13 protein-coding genes are annotated in these 16,483 nt (G+C 50.1%); 10 read left to right on the top strand and 3 right to left on the bottom strand.

The window, feature by feature from the left end; all coding sequences use genetic code 11:
- Position 1 precedes the first annotated feature (1 nt).
- The 4 genes from A9B99_RS00640 (at position 2) to A9B99_RS00630 (ending at position 3,294) form a co-directional block, all read left to right on the top strand.
- Positions 2-622 (top strand): malonate decarboxylase holo-ACP synthase, encoded by a 621-nt coding sequence (locus A9B99_RS00640; protein WP_064593600.1) that lies wholly within the window; start codon positions 2-4, stop codon positions 620-622.
- Positions 622-1,536 (top strand): malonate decarboxylase subunit epsilon, encoded by a 915-nt coding sequence (mdcH, locus tag A9B99_RS00635; protein ID WP_064593597.1) that lies wholly within the window; start codon positions 622-624, stop codon positions 1,534-1,536. Before A9B99_RS00640 ends, mdcH begins: the two co-directional genes overlap by 1 nt.
- A 285-nt stretch (positions 1,537-1,821) precedes the next feature.
- Positions 1,822-1,974 carry an LPXTG cell wall anchor domain-containing protein gene (locus tag A9B99_RS23690; protein ID WP_331710038.1) on the top strand — a complete coding sequence of 51 codons (153 nt, stop codon included), beginning with the start codon at positions 1,822-1,824 and terminating at the stop codon, positions 1,972-1,974.
- A 21-nt stretch (positions 1,975-1,995) separates the two neighbouring features.
- Complete coding sequence (locus A9B99_RS00630) at positions 1,996-3,294, top strand: oligosaccharide flippase family protein (RefSeq protein WP_064593594.1); 1,299 nt, start codon at positions 1,996-1,998, stop codon at positions 3,292-3,294.
- An 18-nt stretch (positions 3,295-3,312) separates the two neighbouring features.
- Here the strand turns inward: A9B99_RS00630 and A9B99_RS00625 are convergent, their stop codons facing one another.
- Together A9B99_RS00625 and A9B99_RS00620 are read right to left on the bottom strand one after the other, a co-directional pair.
- The gene (locus A9B99_RS00625; protein WP_082917798.1) at positions 3,313-4,434 is read right to left on the bottom strand and encodes a hypothetical protein; all 1,122 of its coding nucleotides are present in this window, start codon (positions 4,432-4,434) and stop codon (positions 3,313-3,315) included.
- Positions 4,434-5,366 (bottom strand): LysR family transcriptional regulator, encoded by a 933-nt coding sequence (locus A9B99_RS00620; protein WP_064593591.1) that lies wholly within the window; start codon positions 5,364-5,366, stop codon positions 4,434-4,436. Before A9B99_RS00620 ends, A9B99_RS00625 begins: the two co-directional genes overlap by 1 nt.
- A 152-nt stretch (positions 5,367-5,518) precedes the next feature.
- Between A9B99_RS00620 and A9B99_RS00615 the strand changes: the two genes are divergently transcribed.
- Positions 5,519-7,705, top strand: a complete 2,187-nt coding sequence (locus A9B99_RS00615; protein WP_414855550.1) for a TonB-dependent siderophore receptor — start codon at positions 5,519-5,521, stop codon at positions 7,703-7,705.
- Positions 7,706-8,215: 510 nt separating this feature from the next.
- Here A9B99_RS00615 and A9B99_RS00610 read toward each other — a convergent pair.
- Positions 8,216-10,027 (bottom strand): sigma-54-dependent Fis family transcriptional regulator, encoded by a 1,812-nt coding sequence (locus A9B99_RS00610; protein WP_064593588.1) that lies wholly within the window; start codon positions 10,025-10,027, stop codon positions 8,216-8,218.
- Positions 10,028-10,300: 273 nt separating this feature from the next.
- On the opposite strand from A9B99_RS00610, the gene A9B99_RS00605 reads away from it, so the two are divergent.
- From A9B99_RS00605 to A9B99_RS00585, 5 genes are all read left to right on the top strand, one after another.
- Positions 10,301-11,821, top strand: a complete 1,521-nt coding sequence (locus A9B99_RS00605) for an aldehyde dehydrogenase family protein (protein ID WP_064593585.1) — start codon at positions 10,301-10,303, stop codon at positions 11,819-11,821.
- Between the two features lie 196 nt (positions 11,822-12,017).
- Positions 12,018-13,274, top strand: coding sequence for a nitrate regulatory protein (locus A9B99_RS00600; protein ID WP_064593582.1), 1,257 nt, complete (start codon positions 12,018-12,020; stop codon positions 13,272-13,274).
- Between the two features lie 257 nt (positions 13,275-13,531).
- Positions 13,532-14,782, top strand: coding sequence for an ABC transporter substrate-binding protein (locus A9B99_RS00595; RefSeq protein ID WP_064593580.1), 1,251 nt, complete (start codon positions 13,532-13,534; stop codon positions 14,780-14,782).
- 10 nt (positions 14,783-14,792) lie between these two features.
- A complete protein-coding gene (ntrB, locus tag A9B99_RS00590; protein WP_064593577.1) occupies positions 14,793-15,698 on the top strand; it encodes a nitrate ABC transporter permease in 906 nt (301 codons plus the stop codon).
- Positions 15,695-16,483: an ABC transporter ATP-binding protein gene (locus A9B99_RS00585; protein ID WP_064593574.1), complete on the top strand. Its 789-nt coding sequence runs from the start codon at positions 15,695-15,697 to the stop codon at positions 16,481-16,483. The genes ntrB and A9B99_RS00585 overlap by 4 nt, the downstream gene beginning before the upstream one ends.

Raw genomic sequence — 16,483 nt, 5'->3', positions numbered from 1 at the left:
TATGCAATACCGTCCGCACGATCTTTTGTGGCTCAACAGTGAACCTGTATTTACCCGGCAATATAGCTGGCTACACCAGCGCTGGTCACTGGCACAACCGGTTGTCGTGCGGCGGGACTGGCGTAACGACGGGGCTATTCCTGTCGGCGTGCGTGGGAAAGGGCGTGGAGAGCGCGCTGCCGGGTGGGTGATGCCAGAGCAGGTGGTTGGTTACCTGCCTCCCGAGGCTCTGGCAACTCCGGCACACATCGGCAATTCTCCTTTTGCAAAACAGGCACCGCTGCTGGCAGCGGCCCAATTGTGCCAGCATACCTGGCCGTGGGTGTGGGGAATTACTGGTAGCACGGGGTTTGCGCTGGCAACCGGGCAGGCTGTATTACATAACGACAGCGATCTTGATCTTGTGATTCGCGCGCCTGTGGAGTTAGAGCATGAACAACTTATTGCCTGGCAGCAGGTGGTCGCGCACCTGGGCTGCCGTGCAGACACCCAGGTGGAAACCCCTTATGGCGGCTTTTCACTGAATGAATGGCTGCGCGATGGCCGGGTACTTCTGAAGACCAGCACCGGTCCATACAATACATCGCATCCCTGGCAACCAGTAACAGGAGAGAGGTTCTGATGAAAGTTATGTTTACTTTCCCGGGGCAGGGCACGCAGTACCCAGGCATGCTGGCTGACTGCCCGGACACCCCGGTAACCCGTGAACTGTTTACCCAAACCCGGGCAATTCTGGGTAGTGAGTTTGACCACCTGGATACTCCACAAGCGCTGAAGCACACACGAGCAGTGCAGCTTTGCCTGTTAATTTCTGCCGTAGCAACAGCGCGTTCCCTTGCTGACGCTGGTGTACGTCCGGATATGGTGTGTGGATTATCAATAGGCGCGTACCCTGCAGCCGTAGTAGCCGGGGCGCTGGCATATGAAGACGCCGTCCGACTGGTTGCGTTACGTGGTTCGTTAATGGAAGAAGCCTGGCCGAGTGGTTACGGGCTGACTGCGATTATGGGCCTCAGCCTGGGGCAGGTGGAAAAACTGGTGGATAACCAGACAACCTGGGTGGCAAATATCAATGCCGAAACACAGATTGTGATTGCGGGCAGCACAACAGCAATGGAACAGGTTGCACAGCAGGCTCTGGCACTGGGTGCAACCCGCGCGAAACAACTGGATGTCAGTGTTCCATCTCACTGCCCGTTGCTGGATGCTCCTGCAGAAAAGCTGGCCCAGGCCATGCAGTCAGTGACAGTGTCACGCCCGGACTGCACCTGGCTCAGTGGCAGTACAGCCCGTGCTGTCTGGCAAGGCCCGGCTCTGGCAAACGACCTGGCTTTCAACATGGCACGCACAGTGAACTGGCGGGATGCCATGGTGGCAGCTATGGAACGCGATGCACGGCTGTTTATTGAAATGCAACCCGGCAGCACACTGACAGGGTTAACCCGCCAGGCGGTGACCCAGGGGGAATGTGTGGCATATTCCACTACACCACTCGCGACAATTCAGCGCCTGGCGCAGCGGGTGAAAGGGGAATAGTCCTGAAATCACAGGGAATATTTCCCCATGAAAATAATTTTTAAAAACAGTACGTTAAGGTGATACCCTGGCAATTCTGAGAAAAGCGACCAATCAATATTTAATTCTCTACACCAGCTGAGGTAATTCTGATTTCCATTAGTGGTGTAGAGAATATATTCTCTTTAATTTATAATCCCCCAAAAGCAGCCAGAAAATCCGACAATCACGAAGCGCTGGATTTTCATATAATATCTGCATTTTAAAAATATAAACAGACAAAACAGGCACCAAAAATAATATTTTATTATTTCGCACACAGCAGAGATTAATATGAAATGGCTCATCCTGATAGTCATTGCACTCATCATTGTTTTCTGGTGGGTGAAAAGACGCAAAAAAAACACCATGGATGTAATGAAATTCATTGATATTAGCTACAAAGATACTGATGAATGAACATAACTGCATGGTGAAATAATGAAAAAAAATTCATTGATTAACTCGTCATGGCTCATTATAGAGAAAGTTATATCCATGCTCGGGCTTTTTTTGGTCAGTGCTTTCGTTGCTCGTTATATTGGCCCATCAATGGTTGGGCAAATCGCACTGGCAATCGCTTGCTTTCAAATTGTAATAGTCGTTGCTCAATTCGGTAGTGAAAATATTATTATCAAACGGCTATCAAAAAAAAGGTTATCAGGAATAAAGCTTGCCAAAACCTCCTTGATACTGCGAGTAATTATCTATATTTTATGTGCTGCAGGGATATTACTCTATGTGCGATCAGATAATTATGTTGAATTTGTATTTTTCTGTGCTGTCGGGATCGCGAGTTTTTTTACGGCCATAGACGTTGTTGCTACATATAATGACACCAATTTAAACTCAAAGCGGAACGCCATTCTAAATTTATTTGGACTGATAATCAGCCTTGCAATGAGATATATTATTGTTTATATGCAGTTAAACCCATTACTGCTAACGCTGCCCATTATAACAACAACATTAATCCCTTTTATGATGCGCGTGTATTTTTACTATATGAAGGATGAGGAAAGAACTAAAAACATCCGCCAGGAAAAATATCTGCAGCACTTCAAGTACCTTATAATGACTGGTAGCGCAATGTTTATTGCCAACATATCTGTTGCAATTTACCCGCGGGTAAATATTTTTTTCCTTTCAGAGCTTTCGGGGTCTCATGAGCTGGGTATTTATTCAGTTGCAGTTACCCTGGCAACATCATGGAACTTCATTATGTTGGCATTTGTGACATCCTGTTTTCCTTCAATTTACAATGAAGAGAATGAAAATCTGGCCGCAATTAAAACCACTCAATTAAATGTCATTATTGCCGTAATTTCCACAGTAGTCATTGTTGGATTCATAATATTTGGCAGCTATATTATTAAAACTCTCTATGGGCCGGCATTCACAACCGCCTGGCGCCCGGCTGTTATTCTTTGTGCAGGTACAATGCTGTCTGCAATGGGGGCAGTTTCTTCAAGATATATTGTAAAATTCTCTGGCTATCGTTATCTATCGTATAAGTCATTTATTGCTTTACTGCTGTGTATGCCTGTTTCATATTTTCTTATTAAAAACCATGGAATAACAGGCGCAGCCTGCTCTGTTGTGGCACTGGAGTTTCTCTCTCTTACTGTACTGAATTATGGCTACAAAAATGGAACTGTGTTCAAAATGCATCGGCTAACATTGACCTTTATACCTGCTTTACTGTCGCATCTTTGGCAGCAAAGACAAGGTAAAGCTTAGGTGATGTAAACTGTCCTCCTAAAACAGTGGGTGCCTTGCGGCAAAACCCGGTAGCACACAGCCAACATCGTGCGCACAACCGGGCACAACACTTAACGTTTCTGGGTGTAATGAAGGAAGCCGGGCCTGCTCCCAGGCCAGATAATTCTGCGCGCGTTGTAACCGGTAACTCCCCTGAAGGGTAGCAGCACAGGTCTTATCCAGGCGTTTGCTTGCTGTTCCCGGCCCGGTGCCACTATCTTGTGCGCCAACCATATAACTGATATCCGCCTGTTGGTAACGAATACGTGCCGCACGGCTTTTTGCCAAAGGCCATCTGGCCACACCATATTTCCCGCTATTATAATTCGGGCAAACCGTTGCGTCAGGTAAAGTCATAGTGATCTGGCACCTGGCCGGATACCTGCCAGCAGGGCCACATTGAGAGTCTGCAGCGGGCTTGTTGTTGAGGACCGCGACAGGGCGCTGTGCATCGAAATAAAGCCAGCTTCCGGGTGAAGCCACCAGGTAGCGCAAATTCAACCCGCCTGGTGGCAGTGCAGCAACACCAATATAGTGCTGAACAAACTGCCCACCCGCAGAAAACCCTGCCACAGTTATGGCGTGTAAATCTGGCCACTGCTGGTGAAGTTGGCGTACTAACGTATCCATGGCGTGAAATGAGCTGATACCAGGTGGACTTCCCAGAGATACTTCACCACTCATCCAGCCGCCACAAGACCAGCGGGCATCACCCGGTTTCGCACTTACCTCACCAGGCTTTTGGCAATGTGCGCCTTTCTGCGCCTGAAATATTGGTGCAATAACCAGAGTTGGGGTAGTAATGCGGGCGGCTTTAATTGCCGCGATGCCTGCTTCCAGGCTGTATCTGGCATCGTGCGGGTAACCATGAACGACAATCAGCGCCGCATGGGGATCACCCGTACCATTGACGCTGGCGACATACCACGAGAAATTGCCAGCATGGTGTGCCAACGCGATCGTCTGCAGGCAAATCTGTGATGAGGAATGGCTCGTACATTGTTGTAGCGCGTGGGCAGTGGGCGACAGGTTTTGTGCTGCTGCAGGCCGTGGGGTTACTGCCAGGGAAGCCTGTAAAAGCGTGGTGACCAGGCACAGCTTATAAAACCGGGTCACCACTATTGCGCCTCCATGCCACCCAGGCTGCGCGCATACATTCTTCCTTCAGCAGCCAGCGCCAGTAAGTTAGGATCCCGCTCCCGGTTACGGGCAAACACAATAGCAATAAGCTGACGCATCTGGTAAGGCTCAGCCAGCCGCAGCAGGTTAATATCATGCTCATACACTTTCCGCATCCGCCCCGGTATCAGCGTAAAGCCAACACCAGCCTGAACCAGGCTAATCAGTGAGAAAATATCATTAACACGGGTTATTATCTCTGGCTCAAATCCGGCGACATGAAATGCTTCCTGAAACCCGGCATAAGTGGCAAAGCCTTCTGCCAGTGCAACAAACTTTTGTTGATGGTAGTCCCGTAAATCTGCTGGTTGTTGCCCTGACAAATGCGCGCTGGAAGGGGTGGCAAGGAAAATATCATCATGAAACAAGGGCAGAACCTCTAACTGGGTTTTGTCCAGCTCACCGGCATTAACTGAGATAAGAATGGCATCCAGCGCACCGTTATCCAGTTGATTCAACAGCATTTGGTTAGAACCCATAGTGAGATCCATTTCCACTTCGGGGCGACGTAACTTCATGCCCATAATCAGCCGGGGGACCGTCTCCAGTGTCAGTGAGTAGAGGGTGCCAATACGTAAACGCCGCTGACCAATCCCGGCAATCTTGCGTGTTTCCTCAATCCCTTTCTCCAGGATACCGGTTGCTTCTTCGGTATATTCCAGCAATTTGCGGGCAGCGGGCAAAGCCACTAAGTTGCGCCCTTTATGGCTGAACAACGGGCAACGAATTGCTTCCTCAAGGGAGTGCAGGGCACGGTGAACACTGACCCCACTTAATCCTAAAGCCTCACCCGTGCGGGCAATATTCCCGGTTTCCATAAAGACTTTAAAAACTGCAAGTTTACGAAAGGTAATCTCGTTATCTATTGCCATTGGAATAACACTCTTTCTCACTGCTCTGGCTGAAGGATATCAGGAATCGCTTAATGATGACTGCCTTTTATAGAGAACCATCCGTAAGCTTTATTTGATGATTCATGCAGGAATAATTTTAGTGACGGGCTGTTATGATTTCGATTATCATAATGATAATCATTAACAATAAAATACAGTGGTTACAAGTGGTGAATTCTTCTTTATCTCATTTCCCGGTTGGGAAAATTTTCTTAAAAACAGCGTTAGCTCTGGCATGTTCATCCGCTTTCCCCGCTTTTAGCGCAGACAGCACAACCTCTCAGGCAGAAGATCAAATTACCGTTACTGCTAATACATCACCTGGTGCGGATACCGATAACAGCTATACCGTGCCACAAGTGAGTACAGCGAGTAAAATGCCGACCAACCGGCTGGATGAATCGCAATCTGTCAGTGTGGTAACACAGCAACAACTTAACGATTACCAGGTGACGTCGTTAAGTGATGCTATGCGTTTTGTCAGTGGTGTGGCGCAGGCCAATACTCTGGCTGGCACCGAAGATGGCATTATGCGGCGCGGTTTTGGTTCCAACTCAGACGGGTCTATTTTTCGTGATGGAGTACGCAGCAGCCAGGGCCTGAATCTGGATGCCACAACCGATCACGTAGAAGTGTTGAAAGGTTCGGCTTCACTGCTTTACGGGATCCAGAACCCAGGCGGTGTAATCAATGTTGTCAGCAAGAAACCCCAGTACGAATGGCGCACCAAAGTTAGTGGGCGTACCAGCAGCGAGGGTGGTGGTGCCGGCACAGTGGATGTCACTGGTCCATTAGGTAACGGCTTTGCGTTTCGTTTAATTGCCGAAAAACAAAACCAGGATTACTGGCGTAATTTTGGTGCCGATAAACACACACTGATCGCGCCGTCACTACAGTGGTACGGGGAAAAAGCCAGTGTGCTTATCAGTTATGAAGATTACCAGTACGACATCCCATACGACCGGGGGACAGCCTTTATTGATGGTAAACCCATCAACGTGGGTTACAAAACCCGGCTGGATGACTACGCGAACCATGCGTGGGGCCGTAATAAGACCTTCAACACCCAGTACAACTACCAGTTTAATGATACCTGGAGCACCCGCGTTACTGTTGGCCTGAGCCAGCGCCGTTATGATAATAACGAAGTGCGTGTCACCGCGGTCAACACCACAACAGGGGCCGTTACCCGCCGTGCCGATGCCAACCGCGGCTATAACCACAAAACCAAATATGTCTCATGGGATATGATGGGCACGCCGACATTGTTCGGCATGACACACAACATCCTGTTTGGTACCGATTATGAGATGGTGCAGACTTACCGCGCACACCAGTATCAGGGCAAATCCAATACCATCTTTAACTATAATGATCCTGAATATGGTATTGCCTGGCCGGTAACGAATGATTCCACCGAAAAAACCAGTGCTGCGAACAACCTTAACCGCATCCATAACCGTTCAGTTTATCTCAAAGACAGTATTGAACTGACTTCAAAATGGACCGGAGTTGTAGGCGGGCGCTATCAGCATTATGAACAGCGTGCATCACAGGGCGTTCCGGCTGTACTGACAATGAGTGACGAGGGCAATAAGTTTCTGCCGCAAATGGGGCTTATCTACAAAGTGACGCCTTCTGTTTCTTTGTACAGTAGCTACAGTAAATCTTTCACGCCATCAACAGATGCCGATGACGATGGCCGGGTGGGCAAGCCTGAGCAGGGAACCACCTGGGAAGTGGGCAGTAAATGGCAGGTCACACCCAAACTCTTTGCGACGCTGGCGTTATACCGTATTGATGAACGGGATATGTCTTTGAGCATAAATGGTGACACTCATGAAATCGACAAAGCCCGTTCAAGCGGTATTGAGATGGAACTGAATGGCGAAATCGTGCCCGGAATTGATATCAGCGCCAACTACAGTTATGACCAGGCAAAAATTGTCGATGACGGCGTGGACAGTGATAACAATGGTAACCGTCTGGCGAACGCACCACGCCATTCTGGCGCTTTATACCTGAGCCACGGTGGTATCCGCTTACCTTCTGTACCAGGCGAATTTCGCATTGGTGGTGGGGCGCGCTATGTGGGGACTCGCGCTGGTGACCCAGAAAACAGTTTCACACTGCCGGATTATGTGGTTGCAGACAGCTTTGTCGCGTGGAATAACGCGTTGCTGGGTAAAGAAACCCAGTTACGCCTGAACCTGAATAACATGTTTAACAAACATTATTATGCGTCCAGCGGAGGCAATCTGCGGGTAAGGGAAGGTGAGGCGCGTAACGTTGTACTGGAAGCCAGTGTGACGTTTTGATACATATAACCGTTAATTGAAACGCAACTCAACTAGCAATAATATAATTGTAAATAGCGAAATAATAGCAAAGGGCACTACACACGTAGTGCCCGCGGTCTGTTTAGCCGCTACCTTCCATGGCCGCGAAGCGATAAATACGGTAAGACCATTGCCGTATTTACTTCATCAAAATCCGCCAACCGGAAATCCTATTAGCGGCAATTTTTGTTATTCAATTTTTCTTAATTTGCCATATTTATACCAGCGCAATTAAAAGGGTTTTATTTATTCAGAAAAATCATTCCCCAATAAATAACCATATTGAGCCCTGTTAAAGAGTGACCTAAAAATGGTGCTAAAACAAGCGATACCATGTGATCCTGCCTGCATTTCTCGCTGATACTCACAATCAGAAAGAATAAATAAAGCAACGACTAACTGGTGGATAATTAATGTATTTAAAGTAAATTAAATTAATGGTAATACTCTTTCTACCTATTCAGGAGTAAAGCACCTTCTCCGAATAAATTATGCCCGTTGTTTCTCTAATCGCCGGTATAACGTACTGCGAGATATTCCCAGACGTTTTGCGGCTTCACTCATATTCCCCTGGCTGATGCGTATCGCTTCAAGCTCGTTTATACACGGGGCATGACAGGCTGTTTCATTCGGCGTGCGGGTGGTTGGCGGCACGGACAGAGGCGCGTGGGCGCTACGGGGCAAATCTGGAAGGTCGCAAAGGGTAACAGTTTGCCCGTTATCACTTAATGCCAGTAAAACTTTTAACTGGCTCAGTAACTGACGAACATTGCCGGGCCACGGGCAATCAGCCAGGTAACTGACCACCGACTGACAAAGCCTTATTCCCCGGACAGGAGCACCCAGTTCAGACCACAATTGCTCAATAAACAGGCCCTTGTTCTGCCACTGGCGTAATGGCGGAATTTCAACCGTAAATTCCTGGATTCGATAAAGTAAATCTTCACGAAACAGCCCTCGTTCGACTTGTTCTACCAGGTTACGGTGTGTTGCACACACCAGGGAAAAATCGACAGGAAAAGCGCTGTTCCCCCCCAGAGGCACAACGCGTTTTTCCTGTAACACACGTAACAGGCGAGTTTGCAGAGCCAGTGGCATATCGCCAATTTCATCTAAAAATAGCATACCACCATTGGCTTCCCGGAACTTACCTGCATAGCCGCGTGAACTGGCACCGGTAAACGCACCAGGCATATAACCAAATAATTCAGATTCAATCAGGTGTTCCGGCAGAGCCGCGCAGTTGATTGCCACAAAGTTGCCAGACCGCCATTTACTCTGGCGATACAGATGCTGCCCGAGATACTCTTTTCCGCACCCCGTCTCACCATTAATACACAGAGCAATACCGGCGTTGACCACGCGCAGCGTCTTTTCCAGATTAACACCTGAAGGAGCAAGTAAAGCTGTGGGTTCTTCTGCAGGTTTGCCCGGGCGTTGATCTGGCACTATTACACCCGGGCGTTTTTGCGCCCGGTCAATATGCATCTGGTATGCGGTATCGCGCATCCAGGCCAGAGCGCCGTTCTCCATAGCACACGCAAAGATCGAATCCTGATGGCGTTGACCAAAATCCTGCGGTTGTAAGCCAAAATCGCGGCAGGCAAGTGAATTAGCGCCCTGTAAAATACCGTCTTCAAAGATAAGTGAATGGGTAAAGGGAGCCAGCTCAGGCTGGCCTTGCGGGCGTAGTTGCACTAACACCTGGCCGGCGGTGATTTGCTTTTGTACCCAGTGCTGCTCAATTTGCCATGCAGCACGGCTTAATAATTGCGTCGCGTCCTGCCAGGGCAGGGAGGCAGGTGACGAAATATCAATCACACCAGCCAGCTCCCCCCGGGGAGAGTAAACCGGCATAGCCGCACAAAATAGTGCTGCGTGGCGGCTGAGAAAATGTTCTTTACCACTCACTTCACAGTAGCGCCCCAGAGCAAGCGCGGTACCAATCGCGTTCGTGCCCCGCGCATCTTCACTCCACACGTTTCCCGGGGCCAACGCTAACTGCTCTGCCTTCTGCAGAAAACCGCTATTTCCGGTACTTTCCAGAACCATTCCGCCCGGATCTGACAAAACCAGGACACCAGCACGGGTACGAAATTGCGGAGTGAGTTGAGCCAGAAGGGGCGAGGCGTAACGCGCAATCCAGTCATACCGGTGACGACTTTCCCCTAACTGCTCATGGCCTGCCACAGGCCGGTGATCATCATCCCGTGCTAACCCGTAATGCTGACTACGCCGCCACGAGTCACTCAATATACTGGCAGGCGATAACAATGGCGTGTCGTGTGGCAAATTGCGCATAAGCAGGCCTCAATACAAATGTTAATTATTTGTAGCACTTGAGTGTCTCACCTGTTGCGACACGCAACACAAAAATAAGACAGTCTTTGGTTGTTACCTTTGTTTACTGTTCCCGCAGGATTTACGTCTTCTAATTATCTCATTAGAAAACAATAAAATAGATTGATTTAACAGTTTTATGACATTCCTGGCATAAGACATGCTTATGTTGGAGCACAACACAACAGAACCAACAGTTCTGGATTCATCGCAAAACCGACTGAGGGAAATAATATGAAATATATCCATCCAGGTTTGCCGGGTTCACGAGTTTCAGTGAAAACCCGTTATGGCAACTATATCGGCGGCGCTTTTGTCGAGCCGGTTTCAGGTACATGGTTTACTAATACCACGCCAGTTACCGGCCAGGTTGCAGGCGAATTCCCGCGGTCCGACTACCGTGATATTGATAAAGCACTGGATGCCGCACATGCAGCCGCAGACAGTTGGGGGAAAACCAGTGTTCAGGATCGTTCTAATGTGTTGCTGGCAATTGCCGACTGCATTCAGGAAAACCTGGAAGTGCTGGCGCTGACAGAAAGCTGGGACAATGGCAAGCCGGTGCGTGAAACACTAAATGCCGATATCCCCCTGGCAGTGGATCATTTCCGCTATTTCGCAGGGTGTATCCGTGCTCAGGAAGGCAGTGCAGCAGAAATTGATAGTGGTACTGTGGCCTATCATATCTATGAACCACTGGGGGTGGTGGGGCAGATTATCCCGTGGAACTTTCCCATTCTGATGGCTGCCTGGAAACTGGCACCGGCACTGGCTGCCGGGAATACAGTAGTGCTGAAACCTGCGGAGCAAACACCATTGGGTATCAGTGTGCTGATGGAACTGATTGGGCCATTGTTACCACCTGGCGTAGTGAACGTGGTACACGGTTATGGTACAGAAGCCGGAGAACCGCTGGCACGCAGTAAGCGCATCGAAAAAATCGCCTTCACCGGGTCTACTTCCATTGGCCGCCATATTCTTTCCTGTGCTGCGGAAAACATCATTCACAGTACCGTTGAGCTGGGTGGGAAATCACCCAATATTTACTTTGAAGATGTGATGCGCGGTGATGAGAGCTTCATTGATAAAGCAGTTGAGGGAATGGTTCTCGGCTTCTTTAACCAGGGGGAAGTGTGTACCTGCCCGTCCCGTGCATTGATCCAGGAATCTATCTATCCGGAATTTGTTGACCGGGTACTCAAACGCATTGAGACCATCCGTAAAGGCGACCCCTTTGATACCGATACCATGATTGGCGCTCAGGCCTCGCAAGAGCAGTTTGATAAAATCATGTCCTATATTGATATCGCCCGGGATGAAGGTGGCGAAATCCTGGTGGGTGGAAACCACCTTAGCCATGGCGATGTTTTCACTAATGGTTTCTATATCAACCCAACTCTGATTAGAGGCCACAATGAAATGCGCTGTTTCCAGGAAGAAATTTTCGGGCCGGTTATTGGTGTGACAACATTTAAAGACGAAGCCGAAGCCATTGAGCTGGCTAACGCCACTCAGTACGGTTTAGGAGCGGGTGTCTGGACGCTGGACATAAATCGCGCCTGGCGTATGGGCAGAGCGATAAAAGCAGGGCGTGTCTGGACCAACTGTTACCATCTCTACCCGGCACATTCTGCATTTGGTGGCTACAAACAATCCGGAATTGGCCGCGAAACGCATAAAATGGCATTGCTGGCATACCAGCAAGTGAAAAACTTACTGGTCAGTTACGACAACAAACCCCTCGGCCTGTATTAATGACAGCGCTAACAGGTTAAGTTTTACAGGCCAGGCGTGCTTTACGCCTGGCTTTTGCTATTATTGTTTTCCTGATGCCATAAAGTCACTTAGCACAAATTCTTATTACCCACTGAGAAAACGATGTTATTTTTCGCCACTTTCTGGCATAGGTATTGCTCACTAAAAATGACTTATCATCCAGGAATACATACTCATGAGCCAGTCACCTCATGCTGCCCATTATTTTCTTGCCGCACGAGAATGCGAAATTTCTCGTCTGGATAATGTCCTTCGGGCTGGAAAACTGATTGGGCAATTAAGCCAATTAGTACATGTTCTGCAGCGTGAGCGTGGTAGTTCAAATATCTGGCTGTGTTCAGAAGGTATGTTGTTTGGTGAAGAACTGGCTCACCGGGCTGCGGCAGTAAGCCAGTCCATGAGCAATCTGTTCTCTGATTTACCGGCACTGCCTCCCGCGAGTGCGTTACAACCTGGTGCTTTTCGGATATACCACCGAATTGGCTCAATGCTGATGGCGCTGGAAAGTCTCCCAGAACTACGCAACCAAATACATGACCGCAGTGTCAGCCATCAGCGGGCGATGGAAAGCTTCAATGCCATCATTCAGCAGGTACTTAACCTGGTTTATGAAGTGGCGGACATTGATGCCGATGGTCAGGTAGCCAGCGCCCTGGTCGCATTGTTCACCTTTATGCAGAGCAAGGAATATGCCGGGCAGGAAAGGGCGCTGGCATCTGCAGGCTTTGCGTCCCGATGTTTTTCAGACAGCGCGCGCCAGCTAATGGTCGAGCTCATCGCTGCACAGGAAAGCTGTCTGAACAGTTTTTCCGGTTTCGCCGATGCCAGTATTATCTCAGTCTGGAGCCAGCAAGAGGCGAAAACCAGCGAGTTTGAACGCCTGCGCCGCCTGGCCTGCACTGGAGTACCAGGTGAAGAAGATACCGTTCTGAACTGGTTTGCCCTGGCATCCCAGCGCCTGGACATGATGAAAATTGTTGAAGACAAGCTGATTAATAAAGTGATGCATTTGTGCCAACAAAGCCTGCAGCGTGTCCAGTCATCTAACCTTGACGACCCACAAACTCTGGCAGGCGTTGTCGTTACACCCGAAAAACCGCTGGCAGCATATTTTGCCGCCAGCGCTCACCATAATGAAGCCGATGATGATACCGGCCTTCCCCCGCAATTAAACCGTTCTTTACTTAACTTGATCCAGCACCAGGCTCATCGTCTTAAAACCCTTGATAATGAACTCGCAGGTCTTCGTGCAACACTCATGGAACGCAAAACCATTGAGCAGGCGAAGGCGCTGTTAATGCAGTACCAGGGGTTAACGGAAGAACAGGCCTGGCATCTGTTGCGTAAAACAGCGATGAACCAGAATAAAAAAGTGGTGGAAATCGCTCAGGCAATGCTGGATGTCAGTACCGTGTTTACCTCTACCCCTTGACAGGTACCTGCACAAGAATTGTGCATATTTTGCTCTGTTGCTGTGCGTAGTTATCCCCAAAGAAGGGGCTGGACTGCGCTCAGGGTAGTATTTTCAGGGCAAACAGATATGGCACAGCAATTGCAAATTAAGTTCTGACAATTACGCATTTGTTTCGCCAATGGCGGTGAAACGAGTGCTTTGGATAAAGGCGTCCTTACTTTGGCTTTGGCCGGAGTACGGACGCCTTTTTTTTATTCTCAGAACAGGACGCCTTGATGAGCAAAACGCATTTTACGCTTTCCCGCCGCCAGTTTCTGGCAGGCAGTGCCGCCCTGGGAGCCGGCTTGATCCTGCCCGGTATTCGCCAGCAAGTCTGGGCTGCGGGGTCCGATGCGCCAGAGTTGACCACGGTGAAAGTTGGGTTTATTCCCCTGACAGATTGTGCGCCAGTGGTGATGGCCGCCATCAAAGGATTTGATAAAAAATATGGCATCAGTATCCAGCCCAGCAAAGAAGCCAGTTGGGCAGCAGTACGGGATAAACTGCTGTCTGGCGAACTGGATGCCGCCCACGTTCTCTACGGCTTAATTTATGGCCTGCAACTGGGCGTCGCTGGCCCGCAACGTAACATGGCAAGCCTGATGACCCTGAATAACAACGGGCAGGGGATTTCACTATCTAACCAGCTCAAGGCTGCCGGGGTTACCAATGTTGAATCACTAAAAAAAGCCATTGATGCCAAACCGGCTGGTTCCATGACCTTCGCCCACACCTTTCCAACCAGCACCCACGCCATGTGGCTCTATTACTGGCTGGCAAGTGCAGGCGTTAACCCCTTTACTGACGTGCGCACCGTTGTCGTTCCACCACCACAAATGGTGATGAACATGAAGATAGGCAACATGGTGGGTTGCTGTGTTGGTGAACCCTGGAACCAGCGAGCTATCAGCGACAATATTGGCTTCACCGCTGCCACATCCCAGTCTGTATGGCCCGATCACCCGGAAAAGATCCTCGGCACCCGCCAGGAGTGGGTAGAAAAACACCCAAACACGGCCAGAGCACTTACCGCTGCAGTACTGGATGCCGCGCGCTGGATAGACGCCAGCGATGCCAACAAACGCGAAACCGTGCAGGTTATCGCCCAGCGCCCGTGGATCAACACCAAACCAGAAATTATTGAAGGGCGCATGTTGGGGAAATACGAAGATGGCCTGGGTAAAACCTGGCAGGATGCCCACGCCATGCGCTTCTTCCATGATGGCGAAGTGAGTTACCCATGGGATTCAGACGGCATGTGGTTCCTGACCCAGTTCAAGCGCTGGGGGCTAATTAAAACCGCGCCAGATTACCTCGCTATTGCACGCCAGATTAACCGTGTGGATGTGTACAAAGCCGCGGCAACTGCGGTGGGCGGCGTCTCTGTTCCGGCAAGTTCACTGCGCAAAAGCACGCTGATGGACGGCAAGGTTTGGGATGGTACCAACCCCGAGGCGTATGCAGACAGTTTTGCCATTAAACAATGAGGTCCGGGACATGAAAACAGCACAACAGATAACCCCCCTGAAAGCTGAACGCCCGGGGGCAGAAAAACAGATACAGGGTGAAGTTGTGAACCTGGCTGTCAAACCAGTTCGCCGTCCACACCGTATTTCTCACACACTGCGCCAGCTACTGGAACGAATTATTCCTGTTCTGGCCGGGCTTGGATTACTGGCCGTGGTGTGGCAACTGGCAGCACTACACAGCCAGGGTTTCCCCGGGCCGGTCACCACGCTTGAGGCGGCCAAAACCCTTTTTGCCGACCCGTTTTACAACAATGGCCCGAATGACCAGGGGATCGGCTGGAACGTGCTGGCATCGCTGGAGCGTGTCGCTGTTGGTTTCAGCCTTGCCGCGCTGGCGGGTATTCCCGCCGGGTTTCTGCTGGGGCGTTTTCAGTTTCTCGGCCGGATGTTTAACCCGGTAATTGCCTTGCTGCGCCCGGTGAGCCCACTGGCCTGGCTGCCAATTGGTTTGCTGCTGTTCCAGCGTGCTGAACCGGCATCCAGCTGGACCATTTTTATCTGTGCTATCTGGCCGATGATCATCAACACCGCTGAAGGCGTGCGCCGGGTTCCACAAACCTATCTGAATGTCGCCCGTGTATTACGACTCAGTGAATGGACCATTATGCGCCGCATTTTGTTTCCTGCCGTGTTGCCAGCAGTAATGACCGGGGTACGCCTGTCTATGGGGATTGCCTGGCTGGTGATAGTGGCTGCTGAAATGCTTACCGGCGGCCTGGGTATAGGGTTCTGGATCTGGAATGAATGGAACAACCTCAATGTGGAAAACATTCTGATCGCCATTTTAATCATTGGGGCAGTAGGGCTGTTACTTGAACAGGCATTACTGCTGATAGCACGCCGCTTCACCTGGGAAAGCCGGGAGGATAAATGAACAAAATCATTCAGGTTCAAAATGTCAGCCAGCAGTTTATGACTGCCAGTGGCCCGTTTCTTGCCCTGGACCGGGTTAGTTTCGACATAGCTGAAGGTGAAACCATCAGCCTGATTGGCCATTCCGGGTGCGGTAAATCCACCTTACTGAATTTGATTGCCGGTCTGACACTGCCAAGCAGTGGTGGGTTGCTGTGCGACAACAAAGAAATTGCCGGGCCAGGCCCGGAACGGGCGGTGGTTTTCCAGAACCACTCACTGCTTCCCTGGCTTACCGCGCGTGAGAACGTTGCGCTGGCTGTAGAAACCGTATTCAAAGGCAGCAAAACCAAAGCTGAAATGCGCGAATGGACCGAACATAACCTTGAGCGTGTGCAAATGGGCCACGCCATGGATAAACGGCCAGACGAAATATCCGGCGGGATGAAGCAGCGTGTCGGCATCGCCCGGGCGCTGGCCATGAGCCCACGGGTTTTACTGATGGATGAACCTTTTGGCGCACTGGACGCACTGACCCGCGCACACTTGCAGGACGCCGTCATGCAAATTCAGGCACGCCTGAACACCACACTGGTTCTGATAACGCATGATGTAGACGAAGCCGTACTGCTTTCAGACCGGGTGTTAATGATGACCAATGGCCCGGCAGCAACTGTGGGCGAGATTCTGGAAATCGATCTTCCCCGGCCACGCAACCGGGTTGCACTGGCGGATAACCCGCGCTACCACCAGTTGCGCCAGCAGATATTGCAGTTCCTGTACGAAAAACAGCCTGCAACTGCCTGA

It is taken from the genome of Mangrovibacter phragmitis (assembly GCF_001655675.1).
In the GTDB taxonomy this organism is placed as follows: Bacteria; Pseudomonadota; Gammaproteobacteria; order Enterobacterales; family Enterobacteriaceae; genus Mangrovibacter; species Mangrovibacter phragmitis.
The sequence above is the reverse complement of the archived record's forward strand: the minus strand, read 5'-3'. Positions and strand labels throughout refer to the sequence as shown.

Excerpts from the sequence above, each read along its gene's own strand:
- mdcH (WP_064593597.1), top strand. The coding sequence starts at position 622 with ATGAAAGTTATGTTTACTTTCCCGGGGCAGGGCACGCAGTACCCAGGC.
- A9B99_RS00640 (WP_064593600.1), top strand. The coding sequence starts at position 2 with ATGCAATACCGTCCGCACGATCTTTTGTGGCTCAACAGTGAACCTGTA.
- A9B99_RS00605 (WP_064593585.1), top strand. The coding sequence starts at position 10,301 with ATGAAATATATCCATCCAGGTTTGCCGGGTTCACGAGTTTCAGTGAAA.
- A9B99_RS00600 (WP_064593582.1), top strand. The coding sequence starts at position 12,018 with ATGAGCCAGTCACCTCATGCTGCCCATTATTTTCTTGCCGCACGAGAA.
- ntrB (WP_064593577.1), top strand. The coding sequence starts at position 14,793 with ATGAAAACAGCACAACAGATAACCCCCCTGAAAGCTGAACGCCCGGGG.
- A9B99_RS00615 (WP_414855550.1), top strand. The coding sequence starts at position 5,519 with ATGATAATCATTAACAATAAAATACAGTGGTTACAAGTGGTGAATTCT.
- A9B99_RS00620 (WP_064593591.1), bottom strand. The coding sequence starts at position 5,366 with ATGGCAATAGATAACGAGATTACCTTTCGTAAACTTGCAGTTTTTAAA.
- A9B99_RS00610 (WP_064593588.1), bottom strand. The coding sequence starts at position 10,027 with ATGCGCAATTTGCCACACGACACGCCATTGTTATCGCCTGCCAGTATA.
- A9B99_RS00630 (WP_064593594.1), top strand. The coding sequence starts at position 1,996 with ATGAAAAAAAATTCATTGATTAACTCGTCATGGCTCATTATAGAGAAA.
- A9B99_RS00585 (WP_064593574.1), top strand. The coding sequence starts at position 15,695 with ATGAACAAAATCATTCAGGTTCAAAATGTCAGCCAGCAGTTTATGACT.
- A9B99_RS00595 (WP_064593580.1), top strand. The coding sequence starts at position 13,532 with ATGAGCAAAACGCATTTTACGCTTTCCCGCCGCCAGTTTCTGGCAGGC.